This is a genomic window from Mycobacterium simiae, assembly GCF_010727605.1.
In the GTDB taxonomy this organism is placed as follows: Bacteria; Actinomycetota; Actinomycetes; order Mycobacteriales; family Mycobacteriaceae; genus Mycobacterium; species Mycobacterium simiae.
In genome coordinates this window covers 4601692-4621465 of sequence record NZ_AP022568.1, presented here as the reverse complement: position 1 = coordinate 4621465, position 19774 = coordinate 4601692, and the positions used below count along the sequence as shown (strand labels likewise).

At 66.7% G+C, this 19774-nt stretch carries 16 protein-coding genes; 8 read left to right on the top strand and 8 right to left on the bottom strand.

Annotation, left to right across the window (positions count from 1 at the left end; genetic code table 11):
- Positions 1 to 18: 18 nt before the first annotated feature.
- Together G6N33_RS21520 and G6N33_RS21515 are read right to left on the bottom strand one after the other, a co-directional pair.
- Positions 19 to 879 (bottom strand): energy-coupling factor transporter transmembrane component T family protein, encoded by an 861-nt coding sequence (locus tag G6N33_RS21520; protein ID WP_044506886.1) that lies wholly within the window; start codon positions 877 to 879, stop codon positions 19 to 21.
- Positions 876 to 2852 (bottom strand): ATP-binding cassette domain-containing protein, encoded by a 1977-nt coding sequence (locus G6N33_RS21515; protein ID WP_044512072.1) that lies wholly within the window; start codon positions 2850 to 2852, stop codon positions 876 to 878. The genes G6N33_RS21520 and G6N33_RS21515 overlap by 4 nt, the downstream gene beginning before the upstream one ends.
- A gap of 190 nt (positions 2853 to 3042) precedes the next feature.
- On the opposite strand from G6N33_RS21515, the gene G6N33_RS21510 reads away from it, so the two are divergent.
- Positions 3043 to 3516, top strand: coding sequence for a MarR family winged helix-turn-helix transcriptional regulator (locus G6N33_RS21510; protein WP_044506887.1), 474 nt, complete (start codon positions 3043 to 3045; stop codon positions 3514 to 3516).
- 303 nt (positions 3517 to 3819) lie between these two features.
- Entirely contained in the window at positions 3820 to 6090 is a 2271-nt protein-coding gene (locus G6N33_RS21505) for an ATP-binding cassette domain-containing protein (RefSeq protein ID WP_232069482.1), read from the top strand.
- On the opposite strand, the gene G6N33_RS21500 is transcribed toward G6N33_RS21505, so the two are convergent.
- Positions 6049 to 7170 carry an esterase-like activity of phytase family protein gene (locus G6N33_RS21500; RefSeq protein WP_049918971.1) on the bottom strand — a complete coding sequence of 374 codons (1122 nt, stop codon included), beginning with the start codon at positions 7168 to 7170 and terminating at the stop codon, positions 6049 to 6051. The genes G6N33_RS21505 and G6N33_RS21500 overlap by 42 nt on opposite strands.
- On the bottom strand, positions 7170 to 7892 hold the full coding sequence (locus G6N33_RS21495) for a VIT1/CCC1 transporter family protein (RefSeq protein WP_044512077.1): 723 nt from the start codon (positions 7890 to 7892) through the stop codon (positions 7170 to 7172). The genes G6N33_RS21500 and G6N33_RS21495 overlap by 1 nt, the downstream gene beginning before the upstream one ends.
- A 111-nt stretch (positions 7893 to 8003) precedes the next feature.
- On the opposite strand from G6N33_RS21495, the gene G6N33_RS21490 reads away from it, so the two are divergent.
- Positions 8004 to 9944 (top strand): acyl-CoA dehydrogenase family protein, encoded by a 1941-nt coding sequence (locus G6N33_RS21490; protein WP_061556245.1) that lies wholly within the window; start codon positions 8004 to 8006, stop codon positions 9942 to 9944.
- Between the two features lie 80 nt (positions 9945 to 10024).
- Here G6N33_RS21490 and G6N33_RS21485 read toward each other — a convergent pair whose 3' ends face one another.
- The gene (locus G6N33_RS21485) at positions 10025 to 10492 is read right to left on the bottom strand and encodes an LppP/LprE family lipoprotein (RefSeq protein ID WP_044506892.1); all 468 of its coding nucleotides are present in this window, start codon (positions 10490 to 10492) and stop codon (positions 10025 to 10027) included.
- Positions 10493 to 10830: 338 nt separating this feature from the next.
- Here G6N33_RS21485 and G6N33_RS21480 point away from each other — a divergent pair, with 338 nt between their 5' ends.
- The 5 genes from G6N33_RS21480 (at position 10831) to G6N33_RS21465 (ending at position 17981) form a co-directional block, all read left to right on the top strand.
- The gene (locus G6N33_RS21480) at positions 10831 to 15030 is read left to right on the top strand and encodes a bifunctional nitrate reductase/sulfite reductase flavoprotein subunit alpha (RefSeq protein ID WP_044512078.1); all 4200 of its coding nucleotides are present in this window, start codon (positions 10831 to 10833) and stop codon (positions 15028 to 15030) included.
- 109 nt (positions 15031 to 15139) lie between these two features.
- The gene (locus G6N33_RS21475; protein ID WP_044506894.1) at positions 15140 to 15454 is read left to right on the top strand and encodes a hypothetical protein; all 315 of its coding nucleotides are present in this window, start codon (positions 15140 to 15142) and stop codon (positions 15452 to 15454) included.
- Between the two features lie 352 nt (positions 15455 to 15806).
- A complete protein-coding gene (locus G6N33_RS27890; RefSeq protein ID WP_332107479.1) occupies positions 15807 to 15992 on the top strand; it encodes a hypothetical protein in 186 nt (61 codons plus the stop codon).
- 45 nt (positions 15993 to 16037) lie between these two features.
- Positions 16038 to 16238 carry a hypothetical protein gene (locus tag G6N33_RS27885; protein WP_331271334.1) on the top strand — a complete coding sequence of 67 codons (201 nt, stop codon included), beginning with the start codon at positions 16038 to 16040 and terminating at the stop codon, positions 16236 to 16238.
- Positions 16239 to 16334: 96 nt separating this feature from the next.
- Positions 16335 to 17981 (top strand): NAD-dependent malic enzyme, encoded by a 1647-nt coding sequence (locus G6N33_RS21465; protein ID WP_044506895.1) that lies wholly within the window; start codon positions 16335 to 16337, stop codon positions 17979 to 17981.
- Between the two features lie 4 nt (positions 17982 to 17985).
- On the opposite strand, the gene G6N33_RS21460 is transcribed toward G6N33_RS21465, so the two are convergent.
- The 3 genes from G6N33_RS21460 to G6N33_RS21450 are packed head-to-tail and all read right to left on the bottom strand — an operon-like array spanning position 17986 to position 19750.
- Positions 17986 to 18486: a CAP domain-containing protein gene (locus G6N33_RS21460; RefSeq protein WP_044506896.1), complete on the bottom strand. Its 501-nt coding sequence runs from the start codon at positions 18484 to 18486 to the stop codon at positions 17986 to 17988.
- 14 nt (positions 18487 to 18500) lie between these two features.
- The gene (locus tag G6N33_RS21455) at positions 18501 to 19103 is read right to left on the bottom strand and encodes a hypothetical protein (protein ID WP_044506898.1); all 603 of its coding nucleotides are present in this window, start codon (positions 19101 to 19103) and stop codon (positions 18501 to 18503) included.
- The gene (locus tag G6N33_RS21450; RefSeq protein ID WP_044506899.1) at positions 19100 to 19750 is read right to left on the bottom strand and encodes a hypothetical protein; all 651 of its coding nucleotides are present in this window, start codon (positions 19748 to 19750) and stop codon (positions 19100 to 19102) included. Before G6N33_RS21450 ends, G6N33_RS21455 begins: the two co-directional genes overlap by 4 nt.
- Between the last annotated feature and the right edge of the window lie 24 nt (positions 19751 to 19774).

The window sequence follows — 19774 nt, the reverse complement described above, 5'->3', positions numbered from 1 at the left end:
CAAACAACGACCGGTATGTCAAATCGGGTTGATATGCCAAAGCGTCTCGACCGTCGCCGACGTGGCACCCGCGGCCGCAAACAGGGCGAGCGTCACCCAGTCGGCGAGTTTCGGGCGCGCCGGCGATGCCGAAAGTTGGCCGGCCCCACCGCGGGCGGTGATCGCGTCGCCCATCTCGTCGGCGCGGCGCAGCGTCACGACCATCGCCGTCGCGAGCAGGTCGATCACCTCGCGTCCCTGCTGGCGACGCCGTTCCTTGCGACTATGCAGGGCGTCTTTCGGCCGGAGCCGGCGGGCCGCGTAGAGCACCTGGAATTCTTCGATCAACATCGGGAATGCGCGCAGTGCGAGCGCCAAAGTCGCCGCCCACTCGTCGACCGGTATCCGCAATAGTTTCAAGGGCCGGCCCAAAGTCGCTATGGCAGGCCCGATTTCGGCCACGTTGGTGGTCCAGGACACCAGGGCACCGAGCGCGATCAGCAAGATTGTCAGCGCGGTCACTCGTAGGAAGTGCAGCGATCCACCAAGCCCGAGGTGGAGCCCACCAACCGAGATCACCGGATCGCCCCCGGCAACCGCGGCGGTCACGAAGCCGACGGCAAGCATCGCCCACAACCAGCGCGGGACGCTCGGCAGCGCACCGCCCGGAATGTGGGCCAGCCACAGCGCGGCCACCACCAGGCTGCCGAGCAACGCGATGCTCACCCAGCCCGGATAAAACGTCAGCAGCACCGCGACGCCCACGACGACCAGCAGTTTGGTGCCGGCCCACAGCTGGTGGATGACGGACGTTCCCGGTACCGGAACCAGCAGCACCACCGGGCGAGTGGGGCGCCGCTCGTGCCTCCTGGCTGCCGCCGATTGCGGCGTGGTGGTCATGACACACCGCCTTGCGAGGTCGAGACCGCACTCAGCATGCCGTCGCGCAGATGCAAAGTGCGCGGGCAGACATCTTCGAGTCCGACACTGTCGTGCGAAATCACGATCAACGTCAGACCTTGCTCACGGCGCAGGCGCTCCAATAGCAGGAGCAGTCCGCGTTGACTGGCGACGTCCAGTCCGGCCAGCGGCTCGTCGAGAATCAACGCCCGCGGCGAGCGCGCCAACAAGCCGGCCAGCACGACGCGGCGCATTTGGCCGCCGCTGAGCTGGTCGATGCGCCGTTCGCCCAGTGCCGGATGCAGCCCGACCAGTCCCAGCGCCGCGGCCACCCGGTCCTCGTCTCGGGCTGAAAACCCCGCCGCCGACGCCACTTCCAGGTTGACGTGGCTGCGCATCAATTGCAGCCGGGCACCCTGGAATGCCAGCGCCACCTCACCGACATGTTCGTCGGTGGGCTCGCCGTCGATCAGGCAGGAACCGGTGGTGGGGACGGTCAATCCGGCCATGATCCAACCCAGCGTCGATTTGCCCGAGCCGTTGTGGCCGTGGATCAACACGCCGTCACCCTGCTCGGCGACGAAATTGACCTCGCGCAGCGCGGTCTTGGCCCATGGTGTGCCACTGGCATATTCGTGGCCGACGTTGATCAGCTCGATCCGGCCGGCCTCGCGCCGCTGATCAACCACGCTGCTGGGTTCCGTGTCGGCAATGCCGACCCGGTCGGCGTGGCCGGCGTTGTCGGCGGAATCGCTGAGGTGGATGGTGCGGTCGGCGGACGCGGCTTCGTTGTCGAAATGCGTGATGTGCACCAGGGCCGTCCGATGCCGTTGGTGCAGGCCAGACATGACATCCAGCAGCCCGTCGCGACCGTGCTGGTCGATCATCGAGGTGACCTCGTCGGCGATGAGCAGCGCCGGTTCACGGGCGAGCGCGGCGGCAAGCGCCAGACGCTGCAGCTCCCCACCCGACAAGCTGGCCGTATCCCGGTCGGCGAGGTCCTCGAGGCCGACCTCGCGCAGCAACCGGGGTACGTCGACGTGCACCTCGGCAGGCAGACCCCACACCACGTCGTCGGCGACCCTGGTGCCCAAGACCTGACTCTTCGGGTGTTGCAGGACCAGCGCGGTGCCGCCATGTCTGCCCAACCCAACGGAGCCTGGCCGACGCACGGTACCCGCGGTCGGTTGCCGGCCAGCCAGGATCAGCATCAGCGTCGTCTTCCCGGATCCGTTGGCGCCGGTGATCGCGACATGCTCCCCGCCCGAAATTTCGAGGCTGATTTCACGCAACGCGTCTTGCCCGGCATTTGGGTAACGGAACCGGACGTGGTCTAACCGCACGGGCACCGGATCGATTCGGCCGTCGACAGCCACATCGGTTTCCGGTGGATCCAACTTGTGCACGTCGGGGATGTCGCCCATCCGCTCCAGCAGCCGCGACAGCGCCGACCAGCCGATCAACGTCACCACCACGACCACGAAGACCAGGTAGGGCAACACCAGCCACGGCCAGACGTGCAGCCCCTCGGCGACCCAATGCTTCAGCGCGGCGGCGAACCCCGGCAGGTGCACCCACTCGAGGAACGTGCAGACGCCGTTCACGTTCGCGGTCAGTACCCCAAAGATCAACTGCCGCAAGCGAGTTAGCAACGCGAACATCCCGACCCACGCCGCGCCCCAGATGAGCCCGGCGATCAGCGACGCGACCAACACGGTCGGTGCGCCGCGACCTTTCCGTTTGACGATGCCGCAGATTCCGCCGACCCAGGCGGCATCGACCACCATGGCCGAACTGCCGAGCCCGGAGACCAAGAACGCGAGCACCGTCGCAGCAACGGCCGCAGCAAGCAACACCCGAGGCCGGAATCGGTAGGCCAGTAAGCCCATGGGTACGGTGCCCAGCACCCCGAGCCCCTGCGCAAAAGGAATGACCGCGGCGATGATTGCGGTCACCGAACAGAGCGCCCCCATCACCGCGGCCTGGGCTAACTCGTTCGGCTGCAACGGTCCCCCCGTGCGAGGCCGGAGACGGCGCGCGGTCACTTTGTCGATTGTGCCAGGCCAATCCAGTGGTCGCCGCCGTTCGTCTTTTCTTTGCTGGCGCACGGACCGCAGCGACCGCGGGTGGTCTCGCATAGCAAAGCTATGCAACGATGAGGGCATGGATAACGCCGTCGAGACCGCACATGTGACGCTTCAGCAGGGCCTGGGGGCGGACCTGCTGGCCGTCGTTGCGCGACTCAACCGGCTGGCCACCCAGCGCATCCAGATGCCCTTGCCCGCGGCGCAGGCCCGGCTGCTGGCGACCATCGAAGTTCACGGCGAAGCGCGCATCGGGGACCTGGCCGCCGTCGATCATTGTTCGCAACCGACGATGACCACGCAGGTACGTCGGCTGGAGGACGCCGGGCTGGTTAGTCGAACCGTCGACCCCGGCGACGCCCGCGCGGTCCGCATCCGCATTACGCCCGAAGGTCGACGCACGCTGAACGCGGTGCGAGCCGACCGCGCCGCCGCTATCGAACCCCAGTTGGCAATGCTCGAGCCCGCCGATCGGCAGGTGCTGGCCGAGGCGGTGCACGTGTTGCGCCGGCTGCTGGACAATGCCGCGGCCAGCGCGCGCCGCAACACGTGATGCCAGCCCGCACCCCTGGTGCGGGAAAAGCCGGCACCGGTAGACACTTACTAGGTGGCTCCCGCGCACCCAGCCTCCCCACTCACCGTCTTCATCGGCGCATCGAGGTACGTGTTCGCCCCGGGTCGCGACGTCATCGTGGCGTACGGCGACTGGTGCGACATCCCGCTGGACCGCCTCGGTTTCGCCGCCCCACCCCCGCCGATTCCGCAGCCCGATGTGTTGCTGCGCTTCGTCGGTCCACATTGGGCGGCCATAGATAGAAGTCGCGGTGGGATCTTCGTCAATGGGGCCCGGGTGCCGATGGTCGAGATCCATGACGGCGTGTCGATCGCGCTCGGCGATCCGCAGCGCGGACCGCGGCTGCTGTTTCGGCTCGGCGCACCGGCACCGGCACAGCGCCCACCCGGCCCGCCACCGGCGCAACGGCCGCCCGGCCCACCCGGCCCGCCACCGGCACAACGTCCGCCCGGTCCACCCGGTCCGCCGCCGGCGCAACGTCCGCCCGGCCCACCCGGCCCGCCACCGGCACAGCGTCCGCCCCGGCCGCCGGCGCCCACCGCGCAGAGCACGCAACGGATGCGGATAGCCCCGTCGCGGGAGCCGACGGTCGAGCACCCGATCGGCCCGCCGCACCCGGCCCCAGTCGCTCCCCCGCCGCCCCCTGTGACTCCCCCGCCGCCGGCCGCGCCATCGGATCCCGCACCCGAGACGGCACCGCCGCCAGACGACGGCACGGCGGAACAGGCCAAGGGTCGCGGCCTGATGGACTGGATGACCGACGCGACTCGCGCCCTGCGCATCGGCCGCGCGACCTCGGGCACCGACGAGCCCAGCACCACCCACCGGCTGCCGCTGCAGCCCGGCGCCCGGACCGCCGGTGTCAACGCGTACCGGCTCGGACTTGCCGCGGGCGAACATGCGGTGCTGTCGGAGGTGTCCTTCACCGCGCGTCTCGGCTCGCTGACCGCGGTGACCGGCGCCTCGGCCGCCCGCAACGCGGCGCTGCTCATGATGATCGCCGGCGCCCGGACCCCTGGCACCGGCCGGGTGACCGTGGACGGCCACGACGTCTACGCCGAACCCAACGCCATGCGCACCCGTATCGGCATAGTGCCGCGCGAGGATCAGCTGCATCGCCGGCTGACCGTCGAACGTGCCCTGCACTACGCCGCCGAACTGCGGCTGCCGCCCGACACGACGGCCGAGCATCGCGGGCGCGTCGTCGACCAGGTACTCGAAGAGCTCGACCTGACGCCGCACCGCAGCACCCGGATAAGCAAGCTGTCCGCGGGGCTGCGCCGGTGCACGTCGATCGCGGTTGAACTGCTCACCCGGCCGACCCTGCTGGTCGTCGAAGAGCCGGGCGCCGGGCTGGACGCCGGACAGGAAGCCCAGGTGATGACCGTGCTGCGCCGCCAGGCCGACCTCGGCTGTGTCGTGGTGGTGGCCACCAGGTCGCTGACCCACCTCGACATGTGCGACCAAGTGCTGCTGCTCACGCCCGCCGGGACCCTGGCATTTGCTGGACCGCCGTCGCAGCTCGAGTCCGCGCTGGGCACCAGCGACTGGGCCGAGGCCGTCGCGCGGGTCAGCGCAGATCCCGAGGGCGCACACCGCGCCTACTCGGCCCGGCGGCAGGCAACCGGTCCGACGACCCCGCCGCAGGTTTCGCCGCCGTGGACACCGCCGCCGCCGCCGAAAATGACGCGCCAATTGTGGTGGGTGCTGCGCCGCCAGCTGCGGTTGTTTGTCGGCGATCCCCTCTACTTCCTCTTCCTGCTGGTGCTGCCGTTCGCGCTGGCGGCGCTGACCCTGCTGATCCCCGGCGAGTCGGGCCTGGCGCGGGCCAGCGCGACCAGCGACAACGTGCACGAAGCCGTCGAGATCCTGGCCGCACTCAACCTGGGCGCGGTGATTCTGGGCACCGCGCTGTCCGCGCGCGACCTGGTCTGCGAACGACGCATCTTCCGTCGTGACCAGGCCGTCGGCCTTTCGGCGACCGCGTACCTGCTGGCCAAGATCGTCTTCTTCGGCGTGGCCGCAGCACTCCTGGCGGCCATCCTGTTCGGCATTGTCATCGCCATCAAGGGCGCACCCATGCACGGCGCCGTCCTACTGCACAACGCCACCGCCGAGCTGTATGCCGGCGTCGCACTGACGGCTGTCGTCTCGGCGATCGTCGGGCTGGCGTTGTCAACGATGGGCAGGTCGTTGAAAGAAGTGGTGCCGCTGGTCGTGCCGGTGATCTTGGCGTCGATGCTCTTTGCGGGTGGGTTGATCACGCTGGTGGGACATTGGGGCTACGACCAGGTGTCGTGGTTCGTCCCGGCCCAGTGGGGTTTCGCGGCGACCGCCGCGACCATCGACCTGCACCGAGTCGATCCCGAGGCCGCCGACATTCTGGTGTGGACCCACTACGCCGGCTGGTGGGTGTTCGACATGACCGTCCTCGCGGTCTTCGGCCTGTTGTGGGCCGGTTTCACTCGATACCGGCTGCGCGCGCCGGCGCCCGAACCGCCACCGCCGCCACTACATCGCGAACAACAGGAACTGAGTGACCTGTCTGGCTGAGAAGTTGTTGTCGCTGACGAACACCACCGACTGCCGGCCATCGGCAAGCTTGGGACCCAGCGTGATGCCTTCGACGTTGTCCAGCGGCGTGAGGCCCGGCGTCGTGTTCATGTCCGCAGCCAACGACTTGGTCATCGGCGTCAGCCCCACACCGCTGATCGACGGGAGCGCCAATACATTTGTGGCCGAACCGATTTCGGCACGGTAGACGCGTATCGTCTGAGGCACGGAGTCCGTGCGCTCCAGCACCAGAAATGACGTGTCGGACAGCGCAACCAGATCCGGGACGCCGTTCTCTTCGACCGGCGGTATGGGCGCGTCCATCGGATAGGCGTATTGGGCGGTGGCCTTGCCGGTGTCGACGTCGAATTTGGTGAACCGGGTCAGCACCCGGTGCCCGTCGCCGGTCTCGGACCCGTCGTTGTAGCCCGGGTCCTCCATCGCGGCGAACACCGATTGACCGTCGGGGGTGAGCGCTACTCCCTCCAGCGCACGGTTTTGGCGCGGCCCGGTCGGTTGCACGGACATGGCCAGATTGGTTGGCAGTGCGAACTGGCCCTGGTACGAGCCATCCAGTCCGGCGACCCGAACCCAGGGGTCCAGCAGCACCGGGCCCTGGGTCCGCCGCTCGCCTTCCGAACTCCAGTAGAGCCGTTGCCGCACCGGGTCGAAGGCGATGCCTTCGGGGTCGGGAGGAACCACCGGTGGCGTGGTGTCCAGGGTCAACGGCCGAAACGGCTGACCGGACCGATCCAGCAACGGGTGCGTCCCGGTGAAGGTGACCCGGTCAATTCCCTTGTCCGACAACGACAACTGCGCGGTGTAGAACCGAGCGGGGTTTTTCGCCGAGCGATCGTCGCTGATCACGTAATACTGTTGGCGGCCCGCGTCATAACTGAGGCCGGACAAGCCGCCGATCACCGTGCCGTCGAACGTCGCCCCGTAGGCGACCTGCGCCTGGCCCACATACGCCAGCACCGGCCGCGGCGTGTTCGGCGGCGCCGGCGGGGGCGTCGAGTCACAGCCGGCGAGCAACCAGGCCAGGCATAACGCGCACCACGCCAACAGCCGGGCCGGCATCACATCACTGCCGCGACGAGCAGACCCAACAGATACGTCGCCGCGACGGCGACACCGCCGAACAACAACTGCCGACCCGCCGCCCACCACACCGGTTTGCGGGTATAGCGCGCGGTCAATCCGCCCGCGATCAGCAACCCGACCGCGCCGCACACCAGGCCGAAGGACAGCGACCCGTAGCCGAGCAGGTAGGGAATCAGCGGAATAACCGCGCCGATCGCGAACATCGCAAACGACGCGATCGCAGCCAACCGGGGCGAGGGCTTCTCGGTCGGGTCCAGGCCGATCTCCTGGACAAGATGGAAACTGACCGCCCGGTTCTCGTCCTGGTGAATTTCGTCGGTGGCCGTCTCGGCGGTCTGCTCGCTCATCCCCATCCCGACGAGCATCTTGACCAGCTCGGCGCGCTCGGCCTGCGGACGGCAGCGCAGCGCCCGGCGTTCCACGTATGCCTCCGACTCGATCTGCTCATTGGCCGTGGTCACCGAGGAATACTCGCCCAGCGCCATCGAGAAGGCCCCGGCGAGCAAACCAGCGATGCCGCTGACCAGCGTCGTGTGGGCACTTTCGCCGGCGGCCACACCGGCGATCAGGGCGGTGTTGCTGACTAGGCCGTCCATGGCGCCGAAGGTAGCCGCGCGCAGCCACCCTCCGCTGACGTCGGGATGGGTGTGCCCGACGTCATAGGTCGGGTCCTGGGGTGGGGTGTCGGGCTGGGACATGAGGCCCATCTAAGCGCGAACCGGGCGCGGTCGCACCGACGACTTACCGGCACAAGATCGAGACATTCCAGGTTGTTCCGTACCACGAGGACGGCAGGTTACCGTCGGGTTATGGCGCCTGACACGACGAACATTGCCGAGCATCTGCGCAACGCCCTCGATGGGCGCTGGCGCGACGTGAAGAACCGGATGCGCGCGACGATGAGCGAGGACCTCTTCCGCCCGCACTACACGCCCAACACGGTGATCGCCCGCACCAAGGTCGCCGAGCAAATGCGGATCATGGCCGCGTTCGGCGCGGCCGCCGACTCATTCCGTAAGGAGCACGGCGGTACCGGCGACGTCGGCGCGGCGGTCACGATGATCGAGATGCTGGCGATGTCGGATCTGTCGTTGATGGTGAAGGCCGGAGTGCAGTGGGGGCTGTTCGGCGGTGCCGTGGAAAACCTCGGCACCGAGCGCCACCACGAGGCCTACGTACCCAAGATCATCAGCCTCGAGTTGCGCGGCTGTTTCGCGATGACCGAAACCGGCCACGGCAGCGACGTGCAGTCACTGGAGACTACCGCCACCTACGATCCCGAGACCCAAGAGTTCATCATCGACTCCCCGACCCCGACGGCGCGCAAGGACTACATTGGCGGCGCCGCGGAAACCGCCACCATGGCCGCGGTTTTCGCCCAATTGATCACCAGCGAGGACGGCAAGCCGGTCAACCACGGCGTGCATTGCGTGTTGGTCCCGATCCGCGACGACGACGGAAACGACCTGCCCGGGGTGACGACGTCGGACTGCGAGTACAAGGGCGGCCTGCCCGGGGTCGACAACGGCCGCATCATGTTCGACCACGTCCGGGTGCCGCGGGAGAACCTGCTGAACAAGTATGGCGACGTCGCGCCCGACGGCACCTACAGCTCGCCGATCGACAACCCCAACCGCCGGTTCTTCACCATGTTGGGCACGCTGATCCGCGGCCGGGTCACCGTCGGCGGCAGTGCGGGTGGTGCCGCCCGGGTGGCACTGGACATCGCTACTCGATATGCCTTGCAGCGCAGGCAATTCAGCGCACCCGATGACGACCGGGAAGTGCTGATCATGGACTACCTGGTGCACCAGCGACGGCTGTTCCCGTTAATCGCCAAGTCGTACGCGCTGCAGTTCGCGCAGAACGAGCTGGTCGCCAAGTGTCACGATCTGCAGACGTCGGACTTCCCCGACGCCGAGGAACAGCGCGAGCTGGAATCGCGGGCGGCCGGGCTGAAAGCGGCGAACACCTGGCACGCGTCCAGGGCCATCCAGGAGGCCCGAGAGGCGTGCGGCGGCGCGGGATACATGGCGGAAAACCGGCTGATCGCGCTGCGGGCGGACACCGACGTGTTCACCACCTTCGAGGGCGACAACCACGTGCTGACCCAGTTGGTAGCCAAGGAGCTTCTCACCGCCTACGCCGACGACATCAAGAGCATGAGCCCGGTCGATTGGGTGCGGTTCGCGGCCAGCACGGTTGGCGAGCGGGTGATGAAACGCACTGCGGCCGAGGCGATTATGCAGCGAATCGTCGACGCTCGCCAGGACAGCGAGGAAGAGGGCAGCCTGTTCAACCGGGGCACGCAGGTGAACATGTTCGAAGAACGCGAGCAGTACCTGCTGTCCTCGGTCGCCCGACGGCTACAGAGCAAGTCCAAGGAGATGTCGGCGTTCGATGCGTTCAACGCGGTGCAGGACCACGTGCTGCACGCCGCCAGCGCCCACATCGACCGGATCGTGCTGGAGGCGTTCGTCGCCGGCATCGACGCGTGCGAAAACGAGGAAGCGCGTGAGCTTTTGGGCATCGTCTGCGACCTGTACGCGTTGACGGCGATCGAAGAGGACAAGGCCTGGTACATCGAACACGGGTACCTGTCCACCCAGCGCGCTAAGGCGGTGACCCGCGGGATCAACGACCGGTGCCGGGCGCTTCGCCCGCACGCCCAGACGTTGGTCGACGGCTTCGGCATTCCGGAGCCGCTGCGCTACGCCGAGATGCTGCATCCGGAGAACCTGCCCGACTGAGCCATCGCGACGGCTCGCCCGGCGCCCCGCGTACGTATCTGGCCCGCGATAACACGGTGGCAAAAGCGGGCGGGGTAACGCTATTGATGCGGAATCTTGCCGAGCGCCTGCAGCCTACCGTCCGGCCCGATCTGGAACTTAACCGTGCCGATTCCCTTGGGACAACAGGGTTCTTCGCGATCAACCTGCCAGCGGTATTCAACCGTGACCGTATCGTCGCCCGGGGGCAGCACGGTGATGTAGGGCTTGGGGTTTGGGGTCGGTGTGCCCAACGATCGGTTGTGGTCGAAGAACAGCAGCTGCTGAGGAGTGGACTCACTGGCGATCGTCGGGATGATCTGCACCCAGAACAACCGACACTTCTTGGTGTGCCCGCGGCCGATCTCGACCCAGCTCGACCCGGGAACCTGGACGGGAACCGCCGAAATCGCCTGCCGCACGGTGTCGGCGGTGGGGCCGTCGGACTCCTTGCAGTTATCGGCGTGTGACGCCGGCGGTGCCGCCGGTTTTCCACCGCAACCCGTGGCCAGCAAAAGCAGGAAAATCACACACTGACGGCGCACATTGTGAGCTTAGCGAAAACTGTGAAAGTGCCATTTGTTTGGTTCGAACCTGGTTGCTGGGGGTCAATTCCGAAGCGCGCGCCGGTAATCTGGGCTTGACCGTGGATCAGCGCTGACCTGCGGTTACTCGTTGGGGAGCGAGATTTTCCACAGACTTCACACTTTCATCTGGATCCGGTGAGAGGAAGCCGTAAAACGGCGGAAACATCGGGCGTCCGATGCCGAAACATCTTTGTCGCACCATTTAGCGCAGGAGATCTCGCGCGCTCGGAAGGAGGTACGTGGGCGTGGCTGCCGAGCACGGTAACGACACCGTGAACAGCATGTGCGCCTACTGCGGTGTGGGCTGCGGCATGGTGTTGCAGATCACAACCGACACCGAAAGCGACCGCCGTCATGTCGCGAAATGTATTGGTAACAAAAGCCACCCGGCCAACTTCGGCCGGCTGTGCACCAAGGGCACAACCACCGCCGACATGCTCGCCGCGCCGGGCCGACTGGATTCGGCCTATTGGCGCAGCGAGCGTGGCGCATCCTTGGCACAGATCGACCTCGATGCCGCGATCACGCGGTCGGCGAGGCAATTACGAGCCATCATCGACGAGCATGGTCCGGACGCCTTCGCCCTCTATGTGTCGGGACAGATGTCGCTGGAAGCGCAATACCTGGCGAACAAGCTGACCAAAGGGTTCATCCGCACCAATCAGATCGAGTCCAACTCGCGACTATGCATGGCCAGCGCGGGGTCTGGCTACAAGCTGTCGCTGGGCGCGGATGGACCGCCCGGCTCCTACCAGGACTTCGACCAGGCCGATGTCTTCCTCGTCATCGGCGCCAATATGGCCGACTGCCACCCGATCCTGTTCCTGCGCATGATGGACCGCGTCAAGGCCGGCGCCAAGCTCATTGTCGTCGACCCGCGCCGCACCGCGACCGCGGAAAAGGCCGACCTCTTCCTGCAGATCTCCTCGGGCACCGACCTCGCTCTGCTCAACGGGCTGCTGCAGCAGGTCGTTGAAAACGGCCATACCGACCCCGAATTCATCGCGGAATTCACCGAGGGCTGGGAGGAGATGCCGGACTTCCTCAAGCACTTCACCCCCGAGCGGGTCAGCAACCTCACCGGCATCCCGGCAGCCGACATCCGCACCGCGGCACGCTGGATCGGCGAAGCCGAAAACTTTATGACCTGCTGGACGATGGGCCTGAACCAGAGCACCCACGGCACCTGGAACACCAATGCGATCTGCAACCTGCACCTGGCGACCGGGGCCATCTGCAAACCGGGCAGCGGTCCGTTCTCCCTCACCGGGCAGCCCAACGCCATGGGCGGACGCGAAATGGGCTACATGGGGCCGGGTTTACCCGGTCAACGCGCAGTGACCTCACCCGCCGACCGCGAATTCGTCGAGGATCAGTGGGGCATCCCGCGCGGGTCGCTGCGCACCGAGGTCGGTACCGGTACGGTCGACATGTTCTCCCGAATGGCCAAGGGCGAGATCAAGGCGTGCTGGATCATCTGCACCAATCCCGTTGCCAGCGTTGCCAACCGAAAAACCGTATTGGCCGGCCTGGACCGTGCCGAGTTGGTGATCGCCCAGGACGCCTTCCTCGAGACGGAGACCAACGAATACGCTGACGTGTTGCTGCCCGCCGCCCTATGGACCGAGGCCGAGGGCGTGATGATCAACTCAGAACGCAACATGACGCTGTTCCAGCCGGCCGTAAGCGCGCCCGGCCAGGCAATGCCGGACTGGCAGATCATTGCCCGGATCGCTTGCGAGATGGGCTATTCCGAGTCGTTCACCTACTCCTCCGCCGAGGAAGTGTTCGAGGAAATCAAGCGGTTCTGGAACCCCAAGACGGGATACGACCTGCGCGGCGCGACGTATGACCGGCTGCGCCGGACCCCGCTGCAATGGCCATGCCCACCCGAGGGCGCCGACGACCGCAACCCCATCCGCTACCTGAACGACGGTGTGAGCCAAACGCAGTTGGTCCGTGCCGACGGCAGCGTGCCGCGGCTGGTGTTCCCCACCGCCAGTGGCCGCGCCGTGTTCTTCGCCCGGCCGCACCTATCGCCGGACGAGATGCCCGACGCCGACTACCCGTTCCTGCTCAACACCGGGCGGCTGCCGCACCAGTGGCACACGATGACCAAGACCGGCAAGGTCGCCAAACTCAACAAACTGAACCCGGGCCCGTTCGTGGAGATCCATCCCGACGACGCCGCACGGCTCGACGTCAGCGAGGGCGACAAGGTCGAAATCGCTTCCCGCCGTGGCCGGGCCGTGCTGCCTGCGGTGATCACCGACCGGGTACGACCGGGCAACTGTTTCGCCCCGTTCCACTGGAACGACGTGTTCGGCGAATACCTGTCAATCAACGCGGTCACTAACGACGCGGTGGATCCGGTGTCCCACCAACCGGAGTTCAAAGCGTGCGCGGTCACCGTGATGAAGGTCGCCGTCGCCACATCCGAGTCCGGCATCGAACCCGAACCGTCGGTCGCCGTCGACGCAGCGGAACCCGCAACTTCGGAGGTTACGGAGATCAGCGTGTCACAGGTTGACGCACTCGCCGAAATGCTCGGCGTGGCCAACGAACCGGCCCCACAACTCGGCCCGCTTGGTCGCAGCTACCTCGCCGGTGTGCTGGCCGGGTTGCGTTCGGAAGCGGGCCGACGCGCCGCCGGGGTGCCCACCCTGCCGCTGAACGCGCCGCTGGACGTCAACACCCGGCTGTGGGTCGACGGCCTGCTCGCGGGGATGTTCGCGCGCACCGACGCGCCCGCCGCCGTTCCCGCCGTCACATCGGCAGCATCGACGATCGAGACGGACCCGCCGAAAACACCAGCAGCCGAAGATGATTCGAATCGTGCTCCCATTGTGGTGTTGTGGGCCTCGCAGACCGGTAACGCCGAAGAACTGGCCGCCGCGATCGCGGCTCGGCTCGGCGAGGCCGCACTGCCGGTCAAATTGCACTGCATGGGTGACTTCCCAGTCGCCGATTTGCCCACCACCCGGGAACTACTGCTGATCACCAGCACCACCGGCGACGGTGAGGCACCCGACAACGGCGCCGCCCTGTGGCAGGCGCTGACCGGCGAGGGCGCGCCGCGGCTCGGCGGCATCCGCTACGCCCTTCTCGCCCTGGGCGATTCGAGCTACAACGACTTCTGTGGGTACGGGCGCAAGCTCGACGAACGGCTGGCCGAGCTGGGCGCGACCCGCATCACCCAACGCGTCGACTGCGAGCCCGACTACGAAGAGGCCGCCGCCGGCTGGACCGATGAGGTCATCAAATCGCTGACCCGCACGCCCAGCCGGGTCGGGCAGGGCACCGCAGTGCCGCCGGCGCCCGCCCAGGCCGCGCCCCGCCCGCAGGCCCATCCCGCGGCTCCGGTCTTCAGCAAGAAGCGCCCGCTCGTCACCGACATGATCCGCAATACCACCCTGAGCGGACCCAGCTCCGCAAAAGACGTGCGGCAAATCGTTTTCGATCTTCCCGAGGACGAGGTCAGCTACGAAGCCGGCGACGCGCTCGGCGTGTGGCCGCGCAACAGTGACCAGCTGGTCGACGAATGGCTAGCCGTTACCGGACTCGACGGGCAGACTCCGGTCGAGGTCGGTGAGCATGGTCTGATGTCGCTGCGCACGGCACTCACCGAGCGGATCGAGATCGCCCACATCAGCCGGGATGTGGTGCGTTTCGTGCAGGAACGCACCGGCGACCGAACACTGGCCAGGCTACTCCAACCGGAGAACAAGACCGAGCTGAACAATTGGACGTGGGGCCGCCAGTCGGTGGACCTGCTGGCGCGGCTGCCGGTTGCCGCGTCGGCTCACGAGTGGCTGCGGGTGCTCAAACGGCTGCAGCCGCGGCTGTATTCGATCTCGTCGAGCCCCAAAGAGTGTCCGGGCGAAGCCCACCTGACCGTCTCGCCGGTGCGCTACAACTTCCAGGGCGTCCCGCGCCGCGGCGTGTGTTCGACTTACCTGGCCGACCGCTCTCCCGGCGATCGCGTCGCCGTGTACCTGCAGCCGTCCAGCAACTTCCGGATCCCCAGCGACTCGCAGACGCCGATGATCATGATCGGCCCAGGGACCGGCATCGCTCCGTTCCGCGGCTTCCTGCAGGAGCGACGGGCACTCGGCCACACCGGGCCGAACTGGTTGTTCTTCGGCGAGCAGCACGCCGCGACCGACTTCTACTACCGGGAAGAGATCCAGGCGATGCACGCCGACGGCCTGCTCACCGAGATGGACCTGGCATTCTCCCGGGACCAAGCTCAGAAGGTTTACGTCCAGCACCTGATGCGCAAACGGGGGGCTCAGCTGTGGAGCTGGCTGCAGGACGGGGCACACCTGTACGTGTGCGGCACGGCCGACCCGATGGCCAAGGACGTCGATCGCGCGTTGTGTGAGATCGCGGCCGAGCACGGCAAGCTCGACCCGGACGGGGCGCGGGCCTACGTCCAGTCGTTGAGCGCCGACAAGCGTTACCACCGGGACGTCTACTAGCCACCCCTGCAGGCGTAATATTCCCGAAACATTGGACGCTCGCGGCTGAAACATCGCTATCGCACCATGTCCACAACGATTGGTGCGTACGCGATGAAAGGGTGTTCCCGTGGTTGACAGCGGCGTCTGCCCACAGTGTCGGCGGCCACGCGGTGCGACTGATGAGCACCGACTCGACGAAGCGGCGTCCGACAACGTCGACTGGGCCGGACTGCCCGTCAACCTGGATTTCACCTTCTCGCAGGTGCAACGGGACAAGGTCTACGCGCAACACCTGATGCGCAAGCGCGGTTCCCAACTGTTCCGAACCGCCAATGGCGGCCCCCTGTGCGCCTGCGAGCCGGCGGAAGTCACGCAGCTTGACCCGGAGGCCGGGCAAAGCCGCCTCGAGTGGATCAGCGACGACCGGCGCCACGCCGGCTAAACCCCTCGCAGCTACCCACGCTTCCCCGCCCGGCACGCCGGGTAATGTCGTCGCACGGCCGATACCGTTCGACGGCACTTGTCAACGCGAAACATTGGCGGTCCTGTCGGTACGACGCGAGTTTCTGCACAGCTAAGTACAGTCGGGCCCTGGCAACCAACGACGCCGTCCGGAGATGGGGCAAGCATGGTGGATGTACGGGTGATCGAGACTTCCGGGTTTTGAACGCACCCACCGCAGACGTCATCACGGCCCGAGCTGCACGCGCTGCTGACGTCGACCACTGCCCCACGCGTTGTCGACGTGCGTACCCCCGCCGAATTCGAAACATCGCATATTGCAGGGTCTCTCAATGTCCCTCTCGACGTTCCTCTCGACATGCTCGATCGGCACGGTTCCACCATCGCTGGTCACCTCGAGCGAGATGACTAAGGCCCAGACGTTGCTGAGCAACGCCGGACTGACGCGCAGCCGGGTGTTGGAAAGCGGGATCACCGACTGGGAGAGTCGGGGATTCCAGGTCGATCGCGGCGTGTAGCGCTGGGACCTCGAGCGGCAGGGACGTCTTGTCGCGGGAACGGTGGTGCTGTCCTCGATCCTGGGCAGCGTGGCCGTGCCGAGACTGAAATGGGTGGCCGCCGGCATTGGGGCGGGCCTGACCTACGCGGCCGCGTCCAACACCGGTGCGATGGCAACGATGCTTGCCAGACTGCCGTACAACCGCGGCCCGCCCCCGGACACCGAGACGATCCTGGCTCAACTCGGGTCGGACCGCCGCGACTAACACAGCATCTGCGCCCGTCAACCGCTCCTCGGGATGCGGTCCCCGAAATCAGCGCTACGGTGACCTCATGCGCGCAGTCAGCGGACCGATGTCGTCATGAGCCCCGGCCACACGCCCCGAATCCCACTCGCCATGTCCTCACCGAGCCTTAATCGTGGGGTCGGCTTCACCCGCGAAGAACGGCGGCGGCTCGGCCTGACCGGCAGATTGCCGTCGGCGGTCTTGACCCAAGAGCAGCAGGCCGACCGGGTTTGGCATCAATTGCAGAGCGTGGCAACTGATTTGGCCCGCAATCTGCTGCTCGAGCAGCTGCATTACCGCAACGAGCTGCTGTATTTCAAGGTGCTGGAAGACCATCTGCCCGAACTGATGCCTGTGGTCTACACGCCCACCGTTGGGGAGGCCATTCAACGCTTCTCCGACGAATACCGCGGCCAACGCGGGCTGTTTTTGAGCATCGACGAACCCGACGACGTCCAGATAGCGTTCGAAACCCTTGGCCTGGGCGCCGACGACGTCGACCTCATCGTGTGCACCGACGCCGAAGCGATCCTGGGCATCGGCGACTGGGGGGTGGGCGGTATCCAGATCGCGGTCGGCAAGCTCGCGCTCTATACCGCAGGCGCAGGCATCGACCCCCGCCGCTGCATCGCCGTGTCACTGGATGTCGGCACGGACAACGAGCAGCTGCTGCAAGACCCCTTCTATCTGGGCAACCGCCACGCCCGCCGCCGCGGCGAGGAGTACGACGACTTCATCAAGCGCTATATCGAGACGGCCCACCGCCTGTTCCCCCGAGCCATCCTGCATTTCGAGGACTTCGGCCCGATCAACGCGCGGAACATCCTGCGGACCTACGGCGACGACTACTGCATCTTCAACGACGACATCCAGGGCACCGGCGCGGTGGTGGTTGCCGCGGTGTACGGCGGCTGCCACGTCACCGGCTTACCGCTGCGCGACCAAACGGTGGTCGTGTTCGGTGCCGGGACCGCCGGGATCGGGGTCGCCGATCAAATCCGGGACGCGATGGTCGCCGACGGCGCCACCGTTGAGCAGGCCAGGTCGCAGATCTGGCCGATCGACCGCCAGGGCCTGCTCTTCGACGACATGGACGACCTTCGCGCTTTCCAAGTTCCGTATGCGAAGAACCGCCGTCAACTCGGGGTGGCCGACGGCGACCGGGTCGGGCTCGTCGATGCGATCCAGCTCGCGTCGCCGACCGTGCTGCTGGGCTCCTCGACGGTGTCCGGCGCGTTCACCCGCGAGGTCGTCGAGGCAATGACCGCATCGTGCGAACAGCCGATGATTTTTCCGCTTTCCAACCCGACCTCACGCATGGAGGCGATGCCGGCCGACCTGGTGCAGTGGTCGGCGGGCAAGGCACTGGTCACCACCGGTACCCCGGTACCACCGGTCGAATACGACGGGATCACCTATACGATCGGCCAGGCCAACAATGTGCTGGTCTTCCCCGGGATCGGGCTGGGCATCATCGTCGCCGGCGCTACCAGAGTAACTCCCGGGATGTTGCAGGCGGCCGCGAAAGCGCTTGTGCGACAAGCAACTCCGAAGAACCCCGGGGACTCGCTGTTGCCGGATGTGCAGAAGCTGCGGGCGGTCTCCACGGCGGTCGCCGAGGCCGTCTACCACGCGGCTGTCGAAGACGGGGTGGCCACCACACACCACGACAACGTCGCACAGGCGGTGTCTGACACGATGTGGGCGCCGGTCTACGACTGATCCGCTACCGGGTGGGCGGGGCGGGCTGGCCGTAGACGGCCACCACTACGGTGCGGTCCAAGCTGTTGTTCGACCACACCCCGATGTTGGTGTTCGCGCAATCACGAATGATGGCCATGGCCGCCGGGTCGTAGTACCACTGGTTGACCAGCTCCAGGCTGCTGATCGCGATCGCGGGGTTGATCGCCACCGTCTCGGCGGCCGTGCCCCGGAAGCCGGCCGCATTGGCGCGGTTCTGCGGGGTTGATCCGTCGGACCCGACGTCGCCGTTGATGTTTCGGTTGTTGATCATGTCTTCCGCGTGCCATTCGGCGGCCAGCGTCAGCGCATTGTTGCGGATGACGTCATTCGTGCAGCCGGCCTGGTGCTGGAGTGTGTAGACGGCGGAAACGACGGCACTGTTGAGTCGCTTGTTGTCGGCGCGCGCGACCGGGGCCGCGACCGCGGCCACCGCCAACAGCGAGGCGACGACGCCCAGCACCGGCAGGCCGCGGCGTAGCGTCATCCGGCCTGTCCGGCTCACACCGGGTCGAAGCGGGAAACCAGCCATCGGCCATTGACCTTGTCCAGCGTCACCTTGATGACGGGTTGGGTATCGGTGGGTGCGCCATCGCCGATCGTCACCGTCTGGTTGACGAACAACAGTGCCACCGCATGGCCGGAAGTCACCGAAACAGAGGATGCCGCGGTGACTTTGGCGACCGAGGAGATCTGCTTTTCTTTCGCGCCGGGGATCACCACCTCGTGGATCAGCGCGGTGTAGGCGTCCTTGAACTCGCCCGTCAGCCGGTCCCGGGCCGCGCCGAGTTCCTTGTCGGCCGAGTTCGCGTGGTAGGACAGCAGTGCCACGGTGTCGTCGGAGGCCGCGCGGACGGATTCGCTGCGGGCCAACGTCAGCTCGTCAGCCGAGCCGAGCACCCAGCGAAAATAACCCGCCCCCAGCGCCACCAGCAAAGCCAACGCCGGCAACACGCCGTAGCCGAACACTCGCGACCACGGGATGCGGCGCCGTTCCCGCGTCGTTTGCGGCACAGTGGATTCCGTCGCTTGCGCAGAATCTGTTGCCTGGGCAACCTCCTCGTCGGGTGCCTCGGCGTCGATGTTGTCCTCGAGTGTCGTCATGGCACGAACACCACGTTCGACACCTTGGCGTCCGCACCGACGGCGCGGACCTCGATGCGCATCCGCCATTCCCGTTGTGGTTCTTCCCCGCCCGCGGTCTGCGACTTCACCGCCACCGCGACCAGAACTTGCGCCGAGTCGCCCTGCTGCGACTCCAAGCCGGCATCGGTGACCGTGCCCTCCGACTTCGACTGCGCCGCCTTGACCACCTCGATGAACGGCTTGGCCCGCTGTTCAAAGTCCTCCCGGAACGACCCGGTGGCCAGATCGATGATCCGCTGCACATCGGCGTCCACCTCGGTGTATTTGATCGTAGTGAGGTTCACCGCGCCCTGCCGGGCAACCGACACGAACTGGTCTCGCTGGGCCTGGGCTCGATGAGCCTGGTAGGCCGAATACCCGAGCCAGCCGGCCAGTCCGGTCACCCCCGCCAGGATCAAGGCGCCGGTGACCAATGCCGATCCTGCGCGAGTGAGCCGCCGGGAGGTGAGTCGCCGCCGCAGCCGGGCGACGCGGCCACCCGTCTCGGTGGTCTGGGTGGTCTCGGTAATCTCGTCGAACGCTGTGGCGGCATCGTCTTCGACGTCCGCAGCCGGTGCCGCACCGAGCTTTTCGTCGATCTCGGGGTTGTCGGGTTTGTCGCCCATGTCTCTCCTTCGTTCCTACGCGTT

Excerpts from the sequence above, each read along its gene's own strand:
- G6N33_RS21520 (WP_044506886.1), bottom strand. The coding sequence starts at position 879 with ATGACCACCACGCCGCAATCGGCGGCAGCCAGGAGGCACGAGCGGCGC.
- G6N33_RS21515 (WP_044512072.1), bottom strand. The coding sequence starts at position 2,852 with ATGGGGGCGCTCTGTTCGGTGACCGCAATCATCGCCGCGGTCATTCCT.
- G6N33_RS21510 (WP_044506887.1), top strand. The coding sequence starts at position 3,043 with ATGGATAACGCCGTCGAGACCGCACATGTGACGCTTCAGCAGGGCCTG.
- G6N33_RS21505 (WP_232069482.1), top strand. The coding sequence starts at position 3,820 with ATGGTCGAGATCCATGACGGCGTGTCGATCGCGCTCGGCGATCCGCAG.
- G6N33_RS21500 (WP_049918971.1), bottom strand. The coding sequence starts at position 7,170 with ATGCCGGCCCGGCTGTTGGCGTGGTGCGCGTTATGCCTGGCCTGGTTG.
- G6N33_RS21495 (WP_044512077.1), bottom strand. The coding sequence starts at position 7,892 with ATGTCCCAGCCCGACACCCCACCCCAGGACCCGACCTATGACGTCGGG.
- G6N33_RS21490 (WP_061556245.1), top strand. The coding sequence starts at position 8,004 with ATGGCGCCTGACACGACGAACATTGCCGAGCATCTGCGCAACGCCCTC.
- G6N33_RS21480 (WP_044512078.1), top strand. The coding sequence starts at position 10,831 with ATGTGCGCCTACTGCGGTGTGGGCTGCGGCATGGTGTTGCAGATCACA.
- G6N33_RS27890 (WP_332107479.1), top strand. The coding sequence starts at position 15,807 with ATGTCCCTCTCGACGTTCCTCTCGACATGCTCGATCGGCACGGTTCCA.
- G6N33_RS21465 (WP_044506895.1), top strand. The coding sequence starts at position 16,335 with ATGAGCCCCGGCCACACGCCCCGAATCCCACTCGCCATGTCCTCACCG.
- G6N33_RS21460 (WP_044506896.1), bottom strand. The coding sequence starts at position 18,486 with ATGACGCTACGCCGCGGCCTGCCGGTGCTGGGCGTCGTCGCCTCGCTG.
- G6N33_RS21455 (WP_044506898.1), bottom strand. The coding sequence starts at position 19,103 with ATGACGACACTCGAGGACAACATCGACGCCGAGGCACCCGACGAGGAG.
- G6N33_RS21450 (WP_044506899.1), bottom strand. The coding sequence starts at position 19,750 with ATGGGCGACAAACCCGACAACCCCGAGATCGACGAAAAGCTCGGTGCG.